The following is an 18,531-nucleotide window of genomic DNA, read 5'->3' as shown; positions in this document are numbered from 1 at the left end:
AAATATCTCCAAAAGAAAAGAAAGGCTCTCCAAAAAGTGCGGTCTCTTGAAGAAAAACTACTCACCGTTTACCAAATCCCTCAAACGAACCCTCCAGATCATATGATGGAATCCTTCACTCCAATAGTCCTTCAACAAATAATCGGGATCGCCAAATTTCTTCTTCCAAACCTGTTGTGCAATCGTATACCCGCTATCGAGGCAAAATTCGTCTTTCCCTTTTTCACGTAATATCTTATACATGGCATACAAAAGCTTGTTCGCGATTCCTTGTCTTCGATACTCCGGATGGACAAATACGGTTCCCACTTCTACAATGTCCTCGAATTCCCCATCTGTACTGCTGAGGATCAGTTCATTTGCCGTGCCATAATCGATGCATCCAACTATTCCTTCATCCCTTTTAGCAATAAGAAAATACCGATCTTCGCCATTGCTGTTCAGGTCCATGGACAAGTACTTCTTCTTCGTTTCAATTTCAGCCTCGATATTATCCTGCAAGCCAGCTAACCCTTCCTGTGCAAACGTATCGACTACAACCAGTCGGAAAAATTGGTTCATTTCTTCTACATCTTCAATCGTCGGTCGTTCTATTTTGATTTTTTCCATCTTAATCTCCCTCTACTTTCATAAAACAAACCCCCGCCTAGGATGAGGGATTGTAATCATTTTGCTTTTTATTTTTGATCCTGTTTCAGTAGTTCAAGTGCATCATCTTTAATTTTGTCAAATAACGTCGACTATTCAGACGATGGTATGGAGGAACGTGCGATAATAATGATTGCTTTCTTTACTTGTTTATATATGATAATTTATAGAATCATATATAAAGGTCTTTCAGTAAAAATGATATAAACGGAAGGAGCTGGGACGAGGTTGAAAGAAAAGATCATTGCTTGTTTTAGTGGTGGCAAAGATTCTACATACATGCTTCATAAACTGCTTAGAGGAAACAAATATGAAGTCGTCTCATTGCTTACAACGGTAACGACGTATGATGAAATATCTGGACACATGATTGATTATAAGTGGATTGAGGCTCAAGCGGCATCCATTGGCATTCCTTTGTACAAAATCCAATATCCTTTATATGATGGAAAAGGTTTTGAAAAAGGCCTTATTGACGCAATGAACCATTTTGGACAACAAGGCCTTTCAAAAATTGCTTTTGGGGATCTTTTTCTGGAAGATTGCATCGAATACAAAAAGAACTTAGTTGAGTCTAATGGATACGAACTAGTCCTTCCTTTAGCTGGAATCAACACGAAACAGCTAGTTCAAGAGTTTATTGAGTTAAGTTTTATTTCAATATTAGTTTTGCTACGCACTCCACATGAGTGGTGATCCCAGAAAAATTGTTGTAGTAGTGTATACCTCTAGTTTAATTTTGTCCTTGTACCCAAATCCCTTGAGTATTCTTAAAAAATGATTACCAAATATTTTAACATACTAATTTATCACACAATTGACAAAATTCGTGGTAAACTAACAATTGTTATACTTCATACGTACTATTTGTCTCAACCTAGGGGAGCATCTGATCTTTCTTAGTTATGCTTCTATTAAAAACAACAGGGGGAAATACATGAAAAATTTAATTCTCAAGTGGAACCAAGTGAGCCTAGTAAAGCGAATACTTGTAGGTATTATTATTGGTATTATTTTGGCTGTAACGATTCCTGATGCTGTAAAATGGGTCTCCATTTTTGGTACCCTATTTGTAGGTGCATTAAAGGCGGTTGCACCAGTATTAGTCTTTTTCTTAGTTATGCACGCCATCTCTAAACATAAAAGTGGGCATAAAACGAATATGAAATCTATTATTGCCCTTTATGGCTTAAGTACATTCCTCGCTGGATTTGTAGCAGTTGTTGCAAGCTTTCTATTTCCGGTAACCTTATCACTTGGAACAGGCGCTGAAGATTTGACTCCTCCTGATGGTATTGTAGAAGTACTTAAGACATTACTCATTAACATCGTTGATAACCCGATAAATGCCCTATTAAATGGCAACTATATTGGGATATTAACTTGGGCTTTACTTCTTGGCATCGCTTTAAGAAATGCAGCGGAGACTACAAAAAATGCGCTTGCTAATTTTTCAGATGCCATCTCTCAATTAGTGAAATGGGTTATAAATTTGGCACCGATCGGAATCATGGGGCTTGTCTTTGACGCTATTGTCACGAATGGGCTTTCCGCCTTACTCGATTACGGAAAATTACTTTTAGTCCTACTCGGTTGCATGTTTTTTATAGCTCTTGTCGTTAATCCAATTATCGTATTCATCAATATTCGTAAAAATCCATATCCACTTGTCTTGAAATGCTTAAGGGAAAGTGGAATTACAGCATTCTTTACTCGTAGCTCAGCTGCAAACATTCCAGTAAATATGCGTTTATGTAAAAATTTAGGTTTAGATGAGGATACCTATTCCGTATCAATCCCATTAGGGGCTACCATCAATATGGCTGGAGCAGCGGTTACTATTTCTGTCTTAACCCTTGCTACAGTTCACACCCTTGGCATTCAAGTAGATATCGGTACCGCGCTTATTCTTTCTGTCCTATCAGCTATATCCGCTGCAGGGGCTTCAGGTGTTGCCGGTGGGTCGCTCCTACTCATTCCTTTAGCATGTAGCTTATTCGGAATATCAAATGATATCGCTATGCAAGTCGTTGGTGTTGGTTTTATCATAGGAGTATTACAGGACTCTTGTGAAACTGGGCTTAACTCTTCTTCTGACGCACTTTTTACAGCAACAGCTGAATATGCGCAAATGCGTAAGGAAGGTAAGGAAGTTGTTATTGATGCTTAGAGGGGAATTTTTATAGAGTTATAACTATTAAGTCATCAATATCATCGGGATATTAAATTTAGGAATTGTAAGAAGGCAACGCCCAGTAGGGCTAGTTGCCTTTTTTAATAAAAGTTGAGCTACGCACTACATGTGGCTTGATGAGTGATCGCAGATAGGTTGTTGGTAAGCGCTTCTCGCAAAAAAATTCTACTATTTGAACTAAAGAAACTGGGGTAGTACCACCTTTTGCTTTTCGTTTCCGCCTTAATTCTGACTGAGTAATGGCTGTTTTTACTGAAGTTCCCAAATTCTTTTGAAACCCATCGACCCTAGCTTTAAAGCGTTTGCAAATATCAATTAATGCTTCTCTAGGCAATAAATTAGATTACTTGATTTTCAAAAATCACATTCTCTTTTGATAAACTAATATACTAATTCCATTGCTACCGAAGACTAAAGCCATCCAGGCTGCAATCACAGCTGTTACATGCTCCACCGTAGGATTTGCAAGCTCAATATATAATCCTTGAAATGCAAACCCTAAAAATAGAAATATGAATGCAATTTGACTTGCCTTAGCAAGAATCGCTTGGCCCCTTTCATCTTTTCCTTCAGACCGTACAAATCCGATATACATACCTAAACCTGCGACTCCTAGTATTGTTGAGATAATATAAACAGTAAAAATCATCCTTTATTTTTCCCCTTTCTTTTCATAGACAAAAATGTCATCTATTTTTTTTTCATATAGTTGAGCAATTTCAAAAGCTAATATGAGAGACGGATTATATTTGTTTGATTCAAGAGAATGTATCGTTTGCCTCGTAACATTTAATTGCTCCGCAACGTACTTTTGTGTCCATTTCTTCTCAGCACGTAATAAATACAAATTGTTGCTTAATCGATCTTGATTATTTTTCAAGCATTTCCCACCTTTATGTTAAAAATATACTACATATGTATTATATTTTTAACCTTCTTGTTTGTCAATTTATTAATCAAACATTGTTATACTAGCGAAAACGTGATTGAATACAATAACACAAGGAATTTATCTGTGGTTTTCTACACATATCCGAACTTTTAACTAGGTTGGACTTAATTAGGTAAGTAAAAACAGTGTCTTGTTTCTTGAAGTATCCAGTCGCCAGCAATGTGGTGCTTTTTGTTTGGTTTTCTAGTCATGATCCTTCATGAATCGCAGATATCGTTGAAATTCCAGCAGGATTTCCCAACCATATTACGTCATTAATCGGCACCAGAAAGACTATAGTCCGCTTTCATTATTCGACTTTCTTCTAATGGCTATTTTCAAAAGAGCATGAAAAAGCCCTTAGCAGTTGTTTGCTAAGAGCTCTTCAGAAAATGATTTATCTAATCTGACCGTTACCGTTCATTAGATATTTGACTGTGGTAAGTGCGGGTAAGCCCATTGGTCCGCGTGCGTGTAATTTCTGTGTTGAGATTCCGATTTCCGCACCGAAACCAAGTGCGCTGCCATCAGTGAAACGAGTAGATGCATTGTGGTACAACGCTGCCGCATCGACAAGCTTCATGAATGTGTCAGCGGTTTGGCCATTTTCCGTGATGATTGCTTCGGAATGCTTTGTGCCGTATTGTTCAATGTGATCGATTGCTTCCATTACATCATTCACAGTCTTAACCGCGATATCTGTGCTCAAATATTCATTGGCCCAGTCTTCTTCATTCGCTGGTATGGCGCCAGGGATGAGGTTTACGATTACTTTATCACCATGGACCTTGATTCCATTTTCTTTGAACGTTTGGATCAACGCGTCCTTATTCCCCTCAAGCCACTCGGCATGAACAATTACCGTTTCGACGGCATTACATACAGCTGGGCGATCTGTTTTTGCATTGACGAGAATCTCAAGCGCTTTTTTCACATCTGCTTCTTTATCAATATACAGGTGGCAATTCCCGACTCCGGTTTCTAATACAGGTACCGTCGCATTGTTCACAACCGCTTGAATTAGCGAACCACCTCCACGTGGGATTAACACGTCGATGTGCTCCTTCATCGTAAACAGTTGCGAAGTGGCTTCACGGTCTGTACTTGCGATGAATTGAATCGCTTCTTTCGGAATTTTTGTTTCTTCTAGCCCTCGGTGCATCACTTCTACGATTGCTTTATTCGAAGAAATAGCGGAAGATCCACCTTTTAATACGATTGCATTTCCAGATTTTAGCGCTAATCCAGTTGCATCGACAGTTACGTTCGGACGAGCTTCATAGATCATACCGATGACACCAAGTGGGACGGTTACTTTTTGGACGTTCAATCCATTTTCAAGAGTCCAATCCGAGTCCACAATTCCTGTTGGATCTTCAAGCTCTGCAACTTCGCGAAGTCCTTGTGCAAATTCGAAAACACGTTCTTTGGAAAGGGCTAAGCGATCCATATAGGCGTCATCATAGCCTTTTTCCCGAGCCTTTTCCAGGTCAACATGATTTGCTGTTAAAATCGATTCGTATTCTTCCTCTAATACGTTTGCGAGGATTAGAAGGGCATCGTTCTTTTCTTCTGTTGTTAAAAGGGATAACGTTTTTGCTGCTTTCTTTGCTTCGATCGCTTGTTTCTCAACATTCACTTTTTCTATCGTTTGTGTCATCCAAGACCTCCTATAGATTTTATTACACACCTACGGGGACAGCTACGTTCAGGTGGCATACGAAGTGCTCACTTTCGACCGCTGCCTTCTCGTAGTTTTTCATATCCGTTTCCGTTTTGTTGATTAATTGTTCAAAGGCTTCCGAGGAGTAATTCACGACTCCTAGCCCTATTTTTTCACCTTTTAAGTCTAGAATTCTTACGACTGCACCTTTTTCAAAACGCCCATTTACACTATGAACATTTGCTGGCTCTAGACTCGTTTCGCTCTTAAGGATCAGCTCTCTTGCATGATGGTCAATCGTTACTTCTCCTTCTGGTCCAGAGTTGAAGGCAATCCACTGTTTCTTTTGATCTAAGTTATGGGTGTCTTCCTGTGGTTCGAAGTACGTTCCAGACGCATTGTGGTAAATCGCGTCGTAAACGATATTTTCGGTGCTCGCTTTTCCTAAAAAGGACGAAATTCCAGATGCCATCGTAATTTTAAAGGCATCGATTTTCGACTTCATTCCACCTGTTCCCATCGAGCTGCCTGGATCACCTGCTGCCGCTTCAATTTCAGGAGTAATTTCGTTCACTTCATTTAGAAGCTTTGCATCCGGGTCTTTTCGTGGATCTGCATCATACAGTCCATCGATGTCAGAGAGAATAATTAATTGATCGGCGTTCACTAGACCGGCCACTTTCGCGGAGAGTGTATCGTTATCACCGAAGTTCAAGAAATCCATTGTGATCGTGTCATTCTCGTTGACGATCGGAATAATCCCACGTTCCAATAACACATTAATCGTGCTTCTCGAATTGTTATACCGGTTCTCATCTGAAAAATCGCTTCTTGTAATTAAAATTTGTGAGGCCACATAGCCGTGGGAAATAAAGAGGTCTGAGTATGTTTCAATAAGTAAGCCTTGGCCGATTGAAGCGGCTGCTTGTTTTTCTGGTAGTGATTCCGGACGTGAGAGACAGCCGAGCTTTCGATATCCAGCTGCTACTGCCCCGGAAGATACGAGCAAAACTTCATGACCGTCATCCTTAATTTTGACGACTTGCTCTACTAGTTTCTCTAGTTTTCTACGACTAACTTCTCCGTTCATACTTGTTAATGAGCTGCTTCCTATTTTAATGACGATTCGTTTCTTGTCTGTATCAAGTGTCACGCAATCACTCCTACTTTATTTTGTTTCCATTCTTGATGTATTTGTTATGCGATTTGATTTTTTTGAAGGTCTGTTTTCTTTTCGAGTTCTTCGCTAATCTCCTTTGAACGGGAGGCTGCACCTTTAATCGCTGCGGCAATTGCTTCTCCTCCACCATGTTCATCTAACGCGTCTAAACCAGCGGCTGTCGTTCCGTTTGGCGACGTTACATTTTCTCTTAATTCTGTTGGTGTTTCATCCTGTTCAAGAATCATTTTCGCGGCACCTAGAATTGTTTGTGCTCCAATACTCCGAGCTGTTTCACGATCCAAGCCACCTTGCTTGCCTGTTTCTTCAATATGTTCCATCAGGTTATAAAAGTACGCTGGACCGCTGCCTGCGATTCCTGTAAAGATATCCATTTTGTCTTCATTGATGATATAGGCTTCTCCGATGCAATTCATTAATTCCTTGGCAACAAGTACTTGGTCCATAGCTGCATGAGCTCCTGGTGAAATAGCTGTTGCGGATTCTCTTAACATACTTGATGTATTTGGCATTACGCGAATAACCTGCTGCCCGACGTTTAGCATCTCTTCCATATAAGCAGTAGAGATTCCAGCTAAGACAGAAATGAGCAACTGATTCGACTCGATTCTTTCCTTTATATCCTCTAATACACATTCAATGTCTTTCGGCTTCATTGCCAAGATAAAAACATCAATCGCGGAATAATCCAATTGATCTTTCGTTACTGCTTGAATGTCATAGTTCGCTTTCAATTCATTTAAACGCTCTTGGTTACTACGGTTTGTGACAACGATTTGACTAGGATCTAATTTCCCAGAATCAACAATCCCAGAAATCATTGCTTCAGCCATATTTCCTGCACCTAGAAAGGCAATACGTTTTTTTAACAAAATGAATACACTCCTATAAGTCCGTCTCTTTTCAACGTTTTCAATCGTAACATGCTGATAAATTACTTCAAGGGGTTTCAGGTAAGTCAGGTGTATAAAGCCGAGATAATGAGTGTAAACGGTTACATTTCGTCGTATATTCTTCTCACACTTGCTGAATCGCTCTAAACCTCTGACAATCCTATATATGGGGGTTGGAAAAAAGGAAAAATCTAGACATTAGAGTAGTTTGAATTTTCTGTACACAAATGAGTAAGAGTAATTTTCTGGTATAGAAAGAATAATTCTCATTTCTGCTGAATTCAGTAATTTCTGGTTGAATTACTTCCATATGGCTGATTTCCAGATTTTCCGGCTTGAATTATTCTCTGTTCGGATGAATTCAGGAATCTCCGGATGAATTTTTTAAGAAAGACTGTTTAATCTGTATGTTTTTCATCAAATATGTTGTTTTTATACCCTTGTAGAAGAGTTGTTGCTATTTTTGACACTAAATTCACCTCAGAAGGCTAATATGTACAGTCATCAATCTGAAGCTATTTTACATCAACATTTATCCGCAGCTTAAAGATTTTATAACAAATAAAAGAGCTCCTAGCACTTGATTGCTAAGAGCTCGCTATTTTACAACTTAATTGAGATGATGTCGGCTAGCTTTAATTTAGTTGACGGTTTGGTCATTTGGTCATTCACAAGGATCTTTCCTTGCGCTATCCGATTAGCAATTTCTGTACGACTCCATTCCTCGAGTTGCTCAGCTAGGATTTTATCGAGACGGAACTTTCCTTCTACCCCATCTAATCTGATTTGGATTTGTTCCGTACCCGTCTTCATATATTCTTGGACGTATATTTTTGTTAGTTGGCTCGTTTCCCTTAGCTGTTCTTCCACCACTCTTGCATGACAGGTATATGTTCTATATATTTCAAGTTTTTTGTTCCACGTATGGTTCTTTTCACATTTATAAATCGCAAAACGATAGATGTTTTTCCCGTTTGCATTGTGACGACGGACCATTGTATCTGTAAAAATTACAATCTTACCACAGTTGCTGCAATGTCTTAGTTCTGTTATCTCAATATTCGAATCATGAAGATTCCAGGTTAATTGTTTGATCTGCATTTCCTTCACCTCTATTTATGGATAAAGGAACATAACAGACTATTTGGATGGTCTTGCAGTATGAAGTTTTTTCAAATAAAAAAGAGACCCCCATAAAAGGGAACCTCTGTATCATGCATACTACAGATTATTGTTACGTTCCTTTGCAATGGTAAATGGGCATACTACTCCCTCATCAGCCGTTTCCTTTTTTAAAAAACCGCTTCATTTCTGAGAGTAATTATCCGATTTGTGGTCCATTACAAAGTAGTTGTGGGCATAAAGGGTACCTGAAACCTTTCTTATCCAAATAGATTTCTTTTAGTTTACTCTGAATTGGAACATTTTTCAATCGAAATTTTTATAGTGAGTCGTTAATCACTTTGACCATTTGCCTGATTGCCCCGAGATGGTACGCCGAATGTGCTAAAGAACCCAGTGCCTCCTCCAATACCACTACATCATCTTTGTTGTTTAGCGTATCTATTTTTTCAAAAAGTGTGTTGTACTCATTCTGAAGTTCTCCTTGTGACTTTTCCCAAGTCGATTCATCGACTGATGCTATTCTCCAGCTTTCACTCCAATCAAATTTTGGCTTCTCACCTGTTCGGATAATTGTATTCGCTCCCCATAGATAATAACGGGTATGATCCGTGTGAGCAGCTACCGTCGTGCCTTGAACTGGAACTGAAGCTTCTTCCGCTGATAACTTGGCTAACGTTCCAAAAATCCCACTGTTCGGCTTTGATTCCACGTACCAGCTTCCGTTTCCACCTGGTCCATCAAACGTTTCCTTCAACAATTCTTTAACTACTTCCACTAACGAACTGTTCATCTTGATTCCCTCCTGAATTTTTCACATTTTTAAGCCGTAATTTATAACCTCCTAAAATACATTATGATGGTTATATAGTAATGTAGTTGAATCTAACTGTCAATATGTTTTATGATGGTTATACTAAGAATATGCAGCTCGACCGAAGAGAGCGTTGCATGAAACGATTATTATTTATTTTTTAGTAAAGGATCAAAGGGGTCATATAAAATGTCAGAAACGAATAATACGAATAATAATGACAGAGATATACACACACATGCCTTAGTAGGTGAACGATTATGTTTGGATTTTGCGAATACGGTGAGCTGGCACGACAGCGAGGATTCTCGAGAATGGCTGACAAGCTACGAGAGATTGGTAGGCTGGTGCCAGCATGCGGATATTTTAACTGAGCAGCAAGCCCTTTCACTTCTTCAACAAGCTGAAGATCATCCAGCTGAAGCCAATAGAGTACTTAAAAAAACAGTGGAGTTCCGCGAAGCGATTCACGATATATTCAGCTCTATTCCTAAAAATGAAACGCCAAACAAAGCAGACCTTGCCACACTAAACGGAATGCTGGTTGACACTTACCGTTCGATTCAAATTGTTCCTGATGATGATAACAACTTTTCGTTACAATTTCAGAAGCCCGAAGACTCATTAGACGGGATTCTAGCGCCAATCGTACAATCGGCCATTGATATTCTCGTTTCTGAAAAAGAATTGAAGAGAGTCAAGAAATGTGAGGGGGATCCTTGTGGGTGGTTGTTCTTAGATACAAGCAGAAACCGCAGCCGCCGATGGTGTTCAATGGCAGACTGCGGCAACCGCGCAAAAGCCCGTCGCTTTTATCAAAACAAAAAATAGTAGTTGTTAAGAAACAGCTTTATACTTGGAATCATAACTTCTCCCCTTTTTGAACATGGATACAATGATCGTCAGGCATGGGAGAAACCATAAGAACACAGCATAGGGTAAATAATCGCCTAGGGGCATACTTATGATGGTGCTAGCCAAGATTGCAAGAACGTTCCACGGAACAATTGCTGGAAAGAGCATCGTCGTATCCCCCATTACCCTAGCTAATTCCTCTTTACTATATTTACTAGTCCAGTGAGCAAGGAACGAACGCCCGGTTAGAATGATCGGCATGGTCTGGTTAGCTGCCATTAAGGAAACCATTAACGTAGCGATCGTTGTTTTTACTGAATCTGACACCATCGACCTTGAAGAATGAAGCCACTTATTTAACAACGGTTGGATGATATTCAAATCCTCTAACAAACTATTATAAGCCCCTGCAAGTGCAATAAACACCAACAAACCATACATATGTAGAAGTCCGCCGCCAAGACTATCAATGCCTTTCCAATACGCATTAGCAATCTTAAATAAGGTATGACCATCGTAAATTGCTATGACGCTTGCTGAAAGTATGCTAAACAAAAATGATTTAATAATATCGATTCGGAACAGAACAGGTACGATTAATAATAATGGCGGGATAAATGGAATGAACGTGATTGATTGGTTGCTTTCCTTGTTCGGTGAGGATTGAAGTTCCGTTGAAAATTGGACATCCATGAACCTGTAGAATAGAACTGCAGCTGCGATTCCAATAATAGTCGTCAGCAGCATCGCTTTTCCCTGTTTCCGCACACTTATTTCGAGTACCCGGGACAATAGCTGGTGAGTACCTGAAAAGGGTGAAGTACGGTCTCCTACAAAAGCTCCAGAAATGACAGCCCCTGCCGTAACCTCAATTGGCAGTCCCATTAATATTGCAGTGCTGATCAGCGGTATCCCTAAAGCACTCAATGTACCGAGGGATGTTCCAGTAATCATCGAGAAAAGCATCGTTGTAAGAAATGAGAGTACAAAAAAGTGTTGAGGATCGATAGCCTCCATCGTTACTGAAACCATTTCGTTAATCGTACCTGAAAGATACCAGGACGGGAGCAAGAAGCTAACGAAAAATAAAATGAAAAGGACGACTTTAATTCTTTTTACTCCGATATAACTTATTTTCCTGATTTCCTTAAATGACACGCCTTTTTTCCAACCAAGAAAAATTAAGTAGAAAAACCCCGGCAAAAAGCCAATTGCAAGAGGCTGATTCAAGACAAAAGAACTTATGATTCCGGTCAGGGTTATCACAACTAGTAAAAAGACTTGTTTACCTGAGTATCGATCCATATTCCACCTCTTTATCTGTTCAAATACGAATATACGTTCTAATTCTAATCCATATGTTTATTATTGTAAATCTTTCTCTTTAAGATCTTAAAAATATTAGAATATAAGCATAAATATCTGGGTTGAGGATAAAGCATCTGCTAGGCAAAACGATATATCGACCACGAATTGAATTTTATCGATCACGGATCAAGATATATCGACTAAGAATTCAATTTTATCAACCACGGACGTAGAAAATCCTTCGGAGCTGGACGCTACACCTCCATTACTTTCAAAAAAATACACCACTCGAAATGAGTGATGCACGAAAAAAGTACGGTTATACGTGTTCCATTTTACTCCATCGTATTCCCTTCTGCAGGGATTGGATGTTCCTTTAAAAGTCGGGCGAAGTGGATCAGGTTGTAGCTCATCGTCTCGATGTTGTTCTGGGTAAATTCATGCTCGTCCCCGCCTGCCTCGATATAGGAGTCACCAGGGCCAGCATCACCTACCCAATACGGATCCACGTTCGGCGGAACAGTAAAGCCTACGTGGGAAAGTGCATAAAGAATCGATTTTGCCGCATTTTTCGCACCATCCTCGTTACCAGTGATGACTGTTCCGCCTACCTTGTTGTAGTAAATCGATTGCCCCTTTTCATTCGTCAGACTGCTTCCCCCGTAAAGACGTTCAATCGCTAAGGCAGCTATACTACTCTTCTCCCTGAGCCATAGTGGTGTGCCGATAATGAGAATATCCGCAGCTTTAACTTTATTGAAAATCTCGGGCCATTCATCTCCCTCACCAGCGTCATCCGTAATCCCATACTTGATGTTGTAATCGACTAGACGGACAATCTCATAGCTAACTTTCTCTTTTTCAAAAATTTTTAGTGACTCGTCAATTAAAGCTTGTGTATTAGATGTTTCATTGCTAGGTTTCAATGAACAGTTCAAAACTACTGCATGTATATTAGACATTATACTCCTCCTTTAGATTGTATAATGACCATACCCGTGAAAGCGAAGGTTTAATCTTCATAGGTTTTGTGTATCATTCAACAAAGTAGTAGTTAGTTGTTAACGTCTAATCGTTCACGTTCTCAACTTTCACTCCTATTGCTTTTAAAGGTCCTTTTGTAATGACCTTAGACAGCTTGATGGCCATTTCTTGAGGAGAAAAATTCATGTCTTCCTTTAACCACCATTGGATTACGCCGACAAAGGCTGCGCTGATAAAGTGAGTGATCAGTTCTTTCGGAATTTGATCTTCAATCGTTTGAATCCCAAGAATCTCGATATTTTGATTGAATTTCCTACGAATCACCTCCTCTAAACTATTCCGGAAATCATAAACACCATTTTCCCCAAACATCACTCTATAGAAATCACTGTTTTTTTGAACATTTTCATATACATTCTGAATCGTTTCTTGAAATTTTTCTAGATTAACTTCTTGATTCTCTACGTGGTAAGCTGGATTGATTAGTGCCATTAATTCCTCCACTACCGTATCACTCATCGTTTCAAGAAGTGCGTATTTATCCTCATAATGCAGGTAAAACGTAGCTCGATTAATCAATGCTTCATTAGCGATATCCTGAATCGTAATTGCATCGAAACCTTTTTCCTCGATCAATTTCAAAAACGCTTCGTTGATTAGTTTCCTCGTCCTTAGTACTCGTAAGTCTGTTTTTTTAGCCATATCACACTCTCCCATGCCTTTTTTGTAAATTACACATCAAAACATTCTTAACCGTCGATTATCCGACAAAACGAAGGTTATTGATTATTGCACTACTGTCAATTTCTTCTATAATGACAGTATACACAACATGTTGTTAATTAATCAACACATTGTTAATTTAAAAAGGAGTGAGTTATGATGAAAAAATTCTTTCAACAAAAGTTGTTTTGGCAAGGATTCCTCGGTCTTCTGTTCATATCTTTCATTTTCACATTTGCTTTTATGGGATCTACAGTAAATCCAACATTAAAAGATCTGCCGCTTGCTGTTGTCGTTGAAGATGAAGGAGTGACGCTACCGAACAATAAACAGTTGAATATCGGTGAGACATTCGAGGAGCAAATTAAGAAGAAGGATCAAGAATCCATCGACTGGACGGTTTTAAACAGTCGTGATGAAGCAATAGAAGGGATGAACGAGAAGGAATATTATGGCGCGATCATCTTTCCTAATGACTTGTCGAAAACGATTTTCTCACTATTAAAAGATAGCTCTGGAAAAGCTAAGGTTGAAGTTCTAATTAATGAAGGAATGAACGCTAATGCTGCTAAAATGGCTGGGCAAATCTCGGATGGAATCGTAGCAAAGCTCAATCAGCAGGTCCAGCAAAATTTATATGATCAAGCGTCCAAACAGAAAATGACGCTATCGGTTGATCAGTTAAAGGCATTAGCAACGCCGATTCATGTGAAGACTGAAAAACTGAACCCTGTTGGCAGCCATACGGCTAACGGAAATGCTCCCGTTTTATTCACCCAGATCCTTTGGATTACAACATTTATCGGTTCGATCATTCTATTCTTAGTGATTAAAAAGCTTGGCTTGAGAAAATGGACTGTTTCTACAATCCTAAGTCAGTTGCTTGGTGGGTTACTCTTCGTCCTATCGATTTGCGGGCTCGTATTCTGGCTGGCAAGCGGTTTACTAGATGTTTCAATTCCAGATAATGGTGAGATGTTCCTGCTTATGTTATTCACAGGGCTGATGTTCTTCTTTATCCAGGGTGCACTTTTCAACTGGATCGGATATGCCGCAGCTCCCCTATTAGTACTGCTGTTCTTCTTCTCAACACCAGTTCTTACCTTGCCGCCGGAAATGCTCCCAGAAGTTACAAGAGATTGGCTGTATTCCTGGGTTCCATTCCGGTTCAGTGTAGAGGCTTTTAAAGATACATTCTTTTTTGGAGTAAATCCTTTGGAAGATGGAATCGGCGTCCTCGGTTACACGGGTTTGACTGGATTCGTGGTAATGATTTTAGCTCCTATAAAGCCTAAGCGAAATGCAAAAGAACAAAAGAGTATTGTTGTGAATGAATAACAGGTATGTAGGTTATGGAAAAGCTAAGTGCCAGGTATCGATTCGGTATCTGGCACTGTCTTATTTCAGCATTTTTTTTATACGTAAACCCCTAGTTTATCCCCAGTTATTTTTAATCCCTTCAATAACAGTTTGTGGGCTGTCCCAGTGCAGCATGTGTGTAGTATTATCGATTATTTTCACTACGCTGTTTGTCCTTTCTTTAAAAAATTCTGTAGTTTCTTCATAGTAGGATCCATTTTTATAAGGTAATCCAGCACTAAGTAAAATTATATTAGAGGGTAAGTTTTCATAGATATCCTCCGTTTCGTGTTTATGCATGGCTTGAATGATACTTTTGGCGGTAGAGCCTCTAACATGCCAAATTATTTTATTATCTTTTTCGAAAGCAAGATCCTTTACAGCCACCTCAATTAATGGTGACCACCTTGTATATGCCTCTTTTTCCGCTTCTAGATACTCACTCCAAGTGTCGAAAACATACCCTTCAAAATCCTTTTCATAGTACTCGATTTCTTCTTCCAAAGACTGATCCATTTGTCTTTTTGTTTGATATCCTCCATCGATTAGGATTGTACCTATAACCCTCTCGTGATACTCCAATAAATAAAACATGGTTACAAAACTGCCCCAAGAGTGAGATAAGAAATAAAACCTATCAATTTTAAGAATGTTCACTAATTGATCGATCCAAAAGGCTAATTTAGGCATCTCATAACTTCTGGGGTCTTGGAAAGGTGCTGTTTTCCCATGGCCTGGAGCATCAATAGAAATAAATCTATACATATCTTGTAATGATTCAGCAATTTCAATAAAACTAAAACTTGTGCTTCCTAAGCCGTGTAGGCAAAATATTGTGGGGCTATTCTTATCACCCCACTCTGTTATATGTACATCCATTTCACCATGTTGAACAAAATATCTCTTCAAGTAAATGTCTCCTTTATTATCTCCATGGAGTCGGAAACTCCACTTGCACCGTAGGATCCTTGAATTGGTTTAAAACCATACCTGCCCTCTTAGGAAACGTTTAATTGAAACTCCCGATTGTTTAATATCATTTTTTCTAGTACAACTCTCACCCCATCCTGATCATTTGTTTCCGTTATTTCATCGGCGATCTGTTTTAATTCAGCAATCGCATTCCCCATTGCAACTGTATACCCACAGTTATTAAACATGTCTAAGTCATTCGTATCATCACCGAATACGATCAAGCTTGATTGGTCTATCTTAAAGTGCTTGCATAATGTTGAAATTCCACTTGTCTTAGATACATTAAGATTCATAATTTGTATCAGCTTCCCACCATCAGTAACAACAATATTAAGGTCTTGTGAGCAAAAGCTTTTTAAATCATTCTCCTCAAAGCCCGAGACCAATATTTTTGTCGCAGTTAACTTTCCTAGTCGTTCCGTCTCCAAAATCATTGGGTGCGTACTTAGGTTAAAGAATGTTGAGTCTGTCACTTCTTTATTTGCGTACCAAACATCTTTCACCTCAATACTGATGTTGCAGCTTGGGGAAAGTTCCAATATTTGTTTCAAAACCTCCGCTGTCTGATGTTGAGCGATCGGATAATGCTCTTCAATTCCTAGTTCTTTATCCACCACGAAACCCCCATTGTAAAAAACAAAGGCACAAACGTTTATTAATTCATCAGGTAAAAACTTCTTTACAGAGCGAGGAGGTCTTGCAGTCGCAATAATCGGTTTTACACCCAACCTATGACAACTTAATATTGCATTCAAGTTCCCTTTTGTAACCTCTTTGTTTGAATTTAACAAAGTTCCATCTAAATCTAATACAATACCTGAAAACATGTATACACCTCTTTAAAATCAAATCGAATTTTGTAATAATTTTTATGTATGGTAGTTTATTTTACATCTAAAGAAAGGTACTTCATTCAACGCACCGTTAATAATGATTCCAACATAATAGTATCCCTCTAGATGGTTTTCCGTCCCTTTTTCGTTCATAGAGTGAATTTTCATTTTTTGAGTGATTTTAAATCTCATCGACTCTATCCATAAATTGTTGCGCAAACTTAGGTACCTCTCATCTAAAGTTCACAAAAACACCACAGTTTTTCATACCAACCACTTTAAAATCTTTTTTACCCTTTTGCATTCCATTATACTACCTCCTTGTATATGAACTCGTAAATTAATTCTATAAACCAATTTATGTTTACTGTACAAGGCCTTCCAATCTTATTCAGCAAACTAACCCAATTAACAAGGAAAGAGCTTAATTTCTTGTGAAGAAACGCGTCAATTAGTGGAACAGATAAAATAGTTTAATTTTGACAAAAAACCGTCCAGACGGTATAATTTATTCAGGAAACATCCAGACGATTTTGATATAAGGAGTGATACATGTGGAATCAAAAGCTACCATCAAGCGTCAGCATATCTTAAAATCTGCAACAGATTTCATTCTCGAAAATGATTTTAATGCATTAACTTTGGATTCTGCAGCAAAACAAGCAGGAATTAGTAAAGGTGGTTTATTATATCACTTCCCTAATAAAGAAGCACTAATGATAGGATTAGCACAATATATTTTCGAAGAATTCACGATTGCTTTTGAGGAACATGCTAAGAAAGACCCAATAGAAAAAGGTAAGTGGTGTCGTGCTTTAATTGAAGTATCAAAATGGGATTTGGAACATAACGCCGAGTTGAATGTAGGAATAATTGCTGCTTCTATGTTAAATCCAGATTTATCTGAAAGTATGTCAAAAAGCTATCAGTATATGCAAAACAAAGTGGAACAGGATAGTATAAACCCTGTAACAGCAACTATTATTCGATTAGCAATAGATGGTCTTTATTACTCAGAACTGTTTCATATAGCTCCGTTAAATGACAAATTACGTGAAAAAGTAATCCAGCAATTGATCACTATGACAAAATAGGAGGAACCATCATGAATCCATATGTAATTTTGGGTGTAGCCATCATAAGTGAAGTATTTGGTAGTTCGCTGTTAAAAGTATCCAACGGATTTAAGAAGTTATTACCTTCTCTGGGAGTAGTAATTGGAATGGGTGTAGCTTTTTACTGCTTATCTTTATCTCTTAAAACGATTCCCCTAGGTACGGCTTATGCTATATGGGCAGGTTTAGGTACAGCTTTAACTGCATTAGTCGGTGTTATCGTTTATAAAGAAAGTTTTAACCTTAAAAAGTTTTTAGGTTTGGTCCTAATCATTGGGGGAGTTGTTGTTTTGAAACTCTCAAGTGGTGTCTCTCATTAACCTTTAGATAATTGGAGGTAATCGTATGAAAGGTTATATTGCTTTAGGAATATCTATTATCAGCGAAGTATTCGGTACGACAATGCTTAAATTGTCAGAAGGATTTACAATTTTATTTCCTTCCATTGGAGTTATTGTTGGTTTTGGGCTAGCCTTTTATTACTTATCATTATGTCTTAAAACAATTCCGTTAAGTTTAGCTTATGCAATTTGGGCGGGAGTAGGTACAGCTTTAACAGCGTTAATTGGTGTACTGTTATGGCGGGACCCATTTAATATCATTACATTAGTTGGCTTATTATTAGTTATTGGAGGGGTTGCATTATTAAATGCTTCTAATAGTCCAGAAAAAGTAATGAAACCATCAAGCTAAAGGTTTGATGGTTTTTATTTTATCCGTATGCTATTCAATAGTTCTCATAATAAAGGTAAGGGAACAACATATTTACAACGTTCATGATTGTTTTACCGGACTTTTTGAACCACCTCTTAAAGATAAAAGGCCTAGCTTCTCAGCATTTATCGAGAATCTAGGCTTTGACTTTTAAACAACAGTCCATTTAGCGGGTAATTACTCTCTTTTTATCACTAATACCACTTGTTAGCTAAAGAAT

The 18,531-nt window shown here is 38.5% G+C and carries 20 protein-coding genes; 7 read left to right on the top strand and 13 right to left on the bottom strand.

Going from position 1 to position 18,531, the window contains the following annotated elements:
• Positions 1-57: 57 nt before the first annotated feature.
• Positions 58-609, bottom strand: coding sequence for a GNAT family N-acetyltransferase (locus tag NON16_RS17910; protein ID WP_257350793.1), 552 nt, complete (start codon positions 607-609; stop codon positions 58-60).
• A gap of 267 nt (positions 610-876) precedes the next feature.
• Between NON16_RS17910 and NON16_RS17905 the strand changes: the two genes are divergently transcribed.
• Positions 877-1,344, top strand: a complete 468-nt coding sequence (locus NON16_RS17905; RefSeq protein ID WP_257350792.1) for a Dph6-related ATP pyrophosphatase — start codon at positions 877-879, stop codon at positions 1,342-1,344.
• Positions 1,345-1,585: 241 nt separating this feature from the next.
• Positions 1,586-2,818: a serine/threonine transporter SstT gene (gene sstT, locus NON16_RS17900; protein WP_257350791.1), complete on the top strand. Its 1,233-nt coding sequence runs from the start codon at positions 1,586-1,588 to the stop codon at positions 2,816-2,818.
• Between the two features lie 385 nt (positions 2,819-3,203).
• On the opposite strand, the gene NON16_RS17895 is transcribed toward sstT, so the two are convergent.
• The 7 genes from NON16_RS17895 to NON16_RS17865 form a co-directional block, all read right to left on the bottom strand.
• Positions 3,204-3,491 carry a hypothetical protein gene (locus tag NON16_RS17895; protein ID WP_257350790.1) on the bottom strand — a complete coding sequence of 96 codons (288 nt, stop codon included), beginning with the start codon at positions 3,489-3,491 and terminating at the stop codon, positions 3,204-3,206.
• 3 nt (positions 3,492-3,494) lie between these two features.
• Complete coding sequence (locus tag NON16_RS17890) at positions 3,495-3,722, bottom strand: helix-turn-helix transcriptional regulator (protein WP_257350789.1); 228 nt, start codon at positions 3,720-3,722, stop codon at positions 3,495-3,497.
• A 448-nt stretch (positions 3,723-4,170) separates the two neighbouring features.
• The gene (locus NON16_RS17885) at positions 4,171-5,433 is read right to left on the bottom strand and encodes a glutamate-5-semialdehyde dehydrogenase (RefSeq protein WP_257350788.1); all 1,263 of its coding nucleotides are present in this window, start codon (positions 5,431-5,433) and stop codon (positions 4,171-4,173) included.
• A gap of 22 nt (positions 5,434-5,455) precedes the next feature.
• Entirely contained in the window at positions 5,456-6,589 is a 1,134-nt protein-coding gene (gene proB / locus NON16_RS17880) for a glutamate 5-kinase (RefSeq protein ID WP_257350787.1), read from the bottom strand.
• Positions 6,590-6,633: 44 nt separating this feature from the next.
• Positions 6,634-7,488, bottom strand: a complete 855-nt coding sequence (proC, locus tag NON16_RS17875; protein ID WP_372508838.1) for a pyrroline-5-carboxylate reductase — start codon at positions 7,486-7,488, stop codon at positions 6,634-6,636.
• 624 nt (positions 7,489-8,112) lie between these two features.
• Positions 8,113-8,610, bottom strand: a complete 498-nt coding sequence (locus NON16_RS17870) for a S4 domain-containing protein (protein ID WP_257350786.1) — start codon at positions 8,608-8,610, stop codon at positions 8,113-8,115.
• Positions 8,611-8,950: 340 nt separating this feature from the next.
• On the bottom strand, positions 8,951-9,424 hold the full coding sequence (locus NON16_RS17865) for a hypothetical protein (RefSeq protein WP_257350785.1): 474 nt from the start codon (positions 9,422-9,424) through the stop codon (positions 8,951-8,953).
• Between the two features lie 210 nt (positions 9,425-9,634).
• On the opposite strand from NON16_RS17865, the gene NON16_RS17860 reads away from it, so the two are divergent.
• Complete coding sequence (locus tag NON16_RS17860; protein WP_257350784.1) at positions 9,635-10,276, top strand: CGNR zinc finger domain-containing protein; 642 nt, start codon at positions 9,635-9,637, stop codon at positions 10,274-10,276.
• Between the two features lie 6 nt (positions 10,277-10,282).
• On the opposite strand, the gene NON16_RS17855 is transcribed toward NON16_RS17860, so the two are convergent.
• The 3 genes from NON16_RS17855 to NON16_RS17845 form a co-directional block, all read right to left on the bottom strand.
• The gene (locus NON16_RS17855) at positions 10,283-11,605 is read right to left on the bottom strand and encodes a Na+/H+ antiporter NhaC family protein (protein WP_257350783.1); all 1,323 of its coding nucleotides are present in this window, start codon (positions 11,603-11,605) and stop codon (positions 10,283-10,285) included.
• A gap of 338 nt (positions 11,606-11,943) precedes the next feature.
• Positions 11,944-12,570 carry a flavodoxin family protein gene (locus tag NON16_RS17850; RefSeq protein WP_308216627.1) on the bottom strand — a complete coding sequence of 209 codons (627 nt, stop codon included), beginning with the start codon at positions 12,568-12,570 and terminating at the stop codon, positions 11,944-11,946.
• Between the two features lie 106 nt (positions 12,571-12,676).
• On the bottom strand, positions 12,677-13,294 hold the full coding sequence (locus NON16_RS17845) for a TetR/AcrR family transcriptional regulator (protein ID WP_257350782.1): 618 nt from the start codon (positions 13,292-13,294) through the stop codon (positions 12,677-12,679).
• Positions 13,295-13,474: 180 nt separating this feature from the next.
• Here NON16_RS17845 and NON16_RS17840 point away from each other — a divergent pair, with 180 nt between their 5' ends.
• Complete coding sequence (locus tag NON16_RS17840) at positions 13,475-14,653, top strand: YhgE/Pip domain-containing protein (protein WP_257350781.1); 1,179 nt, start codon at positions 13,475-13,477, stop codon at positions 14,651-14,653.
• A gap of 96 nt (positions 14,654-14,749) precedes the next feature.
• On the opposite strand, the gene NON16_RS17835 is transcribed toward NON16_RS17840, so the two are convergent.
• Together NON16_RS17835 and NON16_RS17830 are read right to left on the bottom strand one after the other, a co-directional pair.
• Entirely contained in the window at positions 14,750-15,583 is an 834-nt protein-coding gene (locus NON16_RS17835) for an alpha/beta fold hydrolase (RefSeq protein ID WP_257350780.1), read from the bottom strand.
• Positions 15,584-15,672: 89 nt separating this feature from the next.
• A complete protein-coding gene (locus tag NON16_RS17830) occupies positions 15,673-16,476 on the bottom strand; it encodes an HAD family hydrolase (protein ID WP_257350779.1) in 804 nt (267 codons plus the stop codon).
• Between the two features lie 560 nt (positions 16,477-17,036).
• Here NON16_RS17830 and NON16_RS17825 point away from each other — a divergent pair.
• From NON16_RS17825 to NON16_RS17815, 3 genes are read left to right on the top strand one after another with little or no spacing between them, the layout of a single operon-like run.
• Entirely contained in the window at positions 17,037-17,576 is a 540-nt protein-coding gene (locus tag NON16_RS17825; protein ID WP_257350778.1) for a TetR/AcrR family transcriptional regulator, read from the top strand.
• Between the two features lie 11 nt (positions 17,577-17,587).
• Complete coding sequence (locus NON16_RS17820) at positions 17,588-17,917, top strand: DMT family transporter (protein ID WP_308216626.1); 330 nt, start codon at positions 17,588-17,590, stop codon at positions 17,915-17,917.
• Between the two features lie 25 nt (positions 17,918-17,942).
• On the top strand, positions 17,943-18,290 hold the full coding sequence (locus tag NON16_RS17815; RefSeq protein ID WP_257350777.1) for a DMT family transporter: 348 nt from the start codon (positions 17,943-17,945) through the stop codon (positions 18,288-18,290).
• Positions 18,291-18,531: the final 241 nt, after the last annotated feature.

This window comes from Pseudalkalibacillus decolorationis, assembly GCF_024609785.1.
Classification (GTDB): domain Bacteria; phylum Bacillota; class Bacilli; order Bacillales; family Fictibacillaceae; genus Pseudalkalibacillus; species Pseudalkalibacillus decolorationis.
The sequence above is the reverse complement of the archived record's forward strand: the minus strand, read 5'-3'. Positions and strand labels throughout refer to the sequence as shown.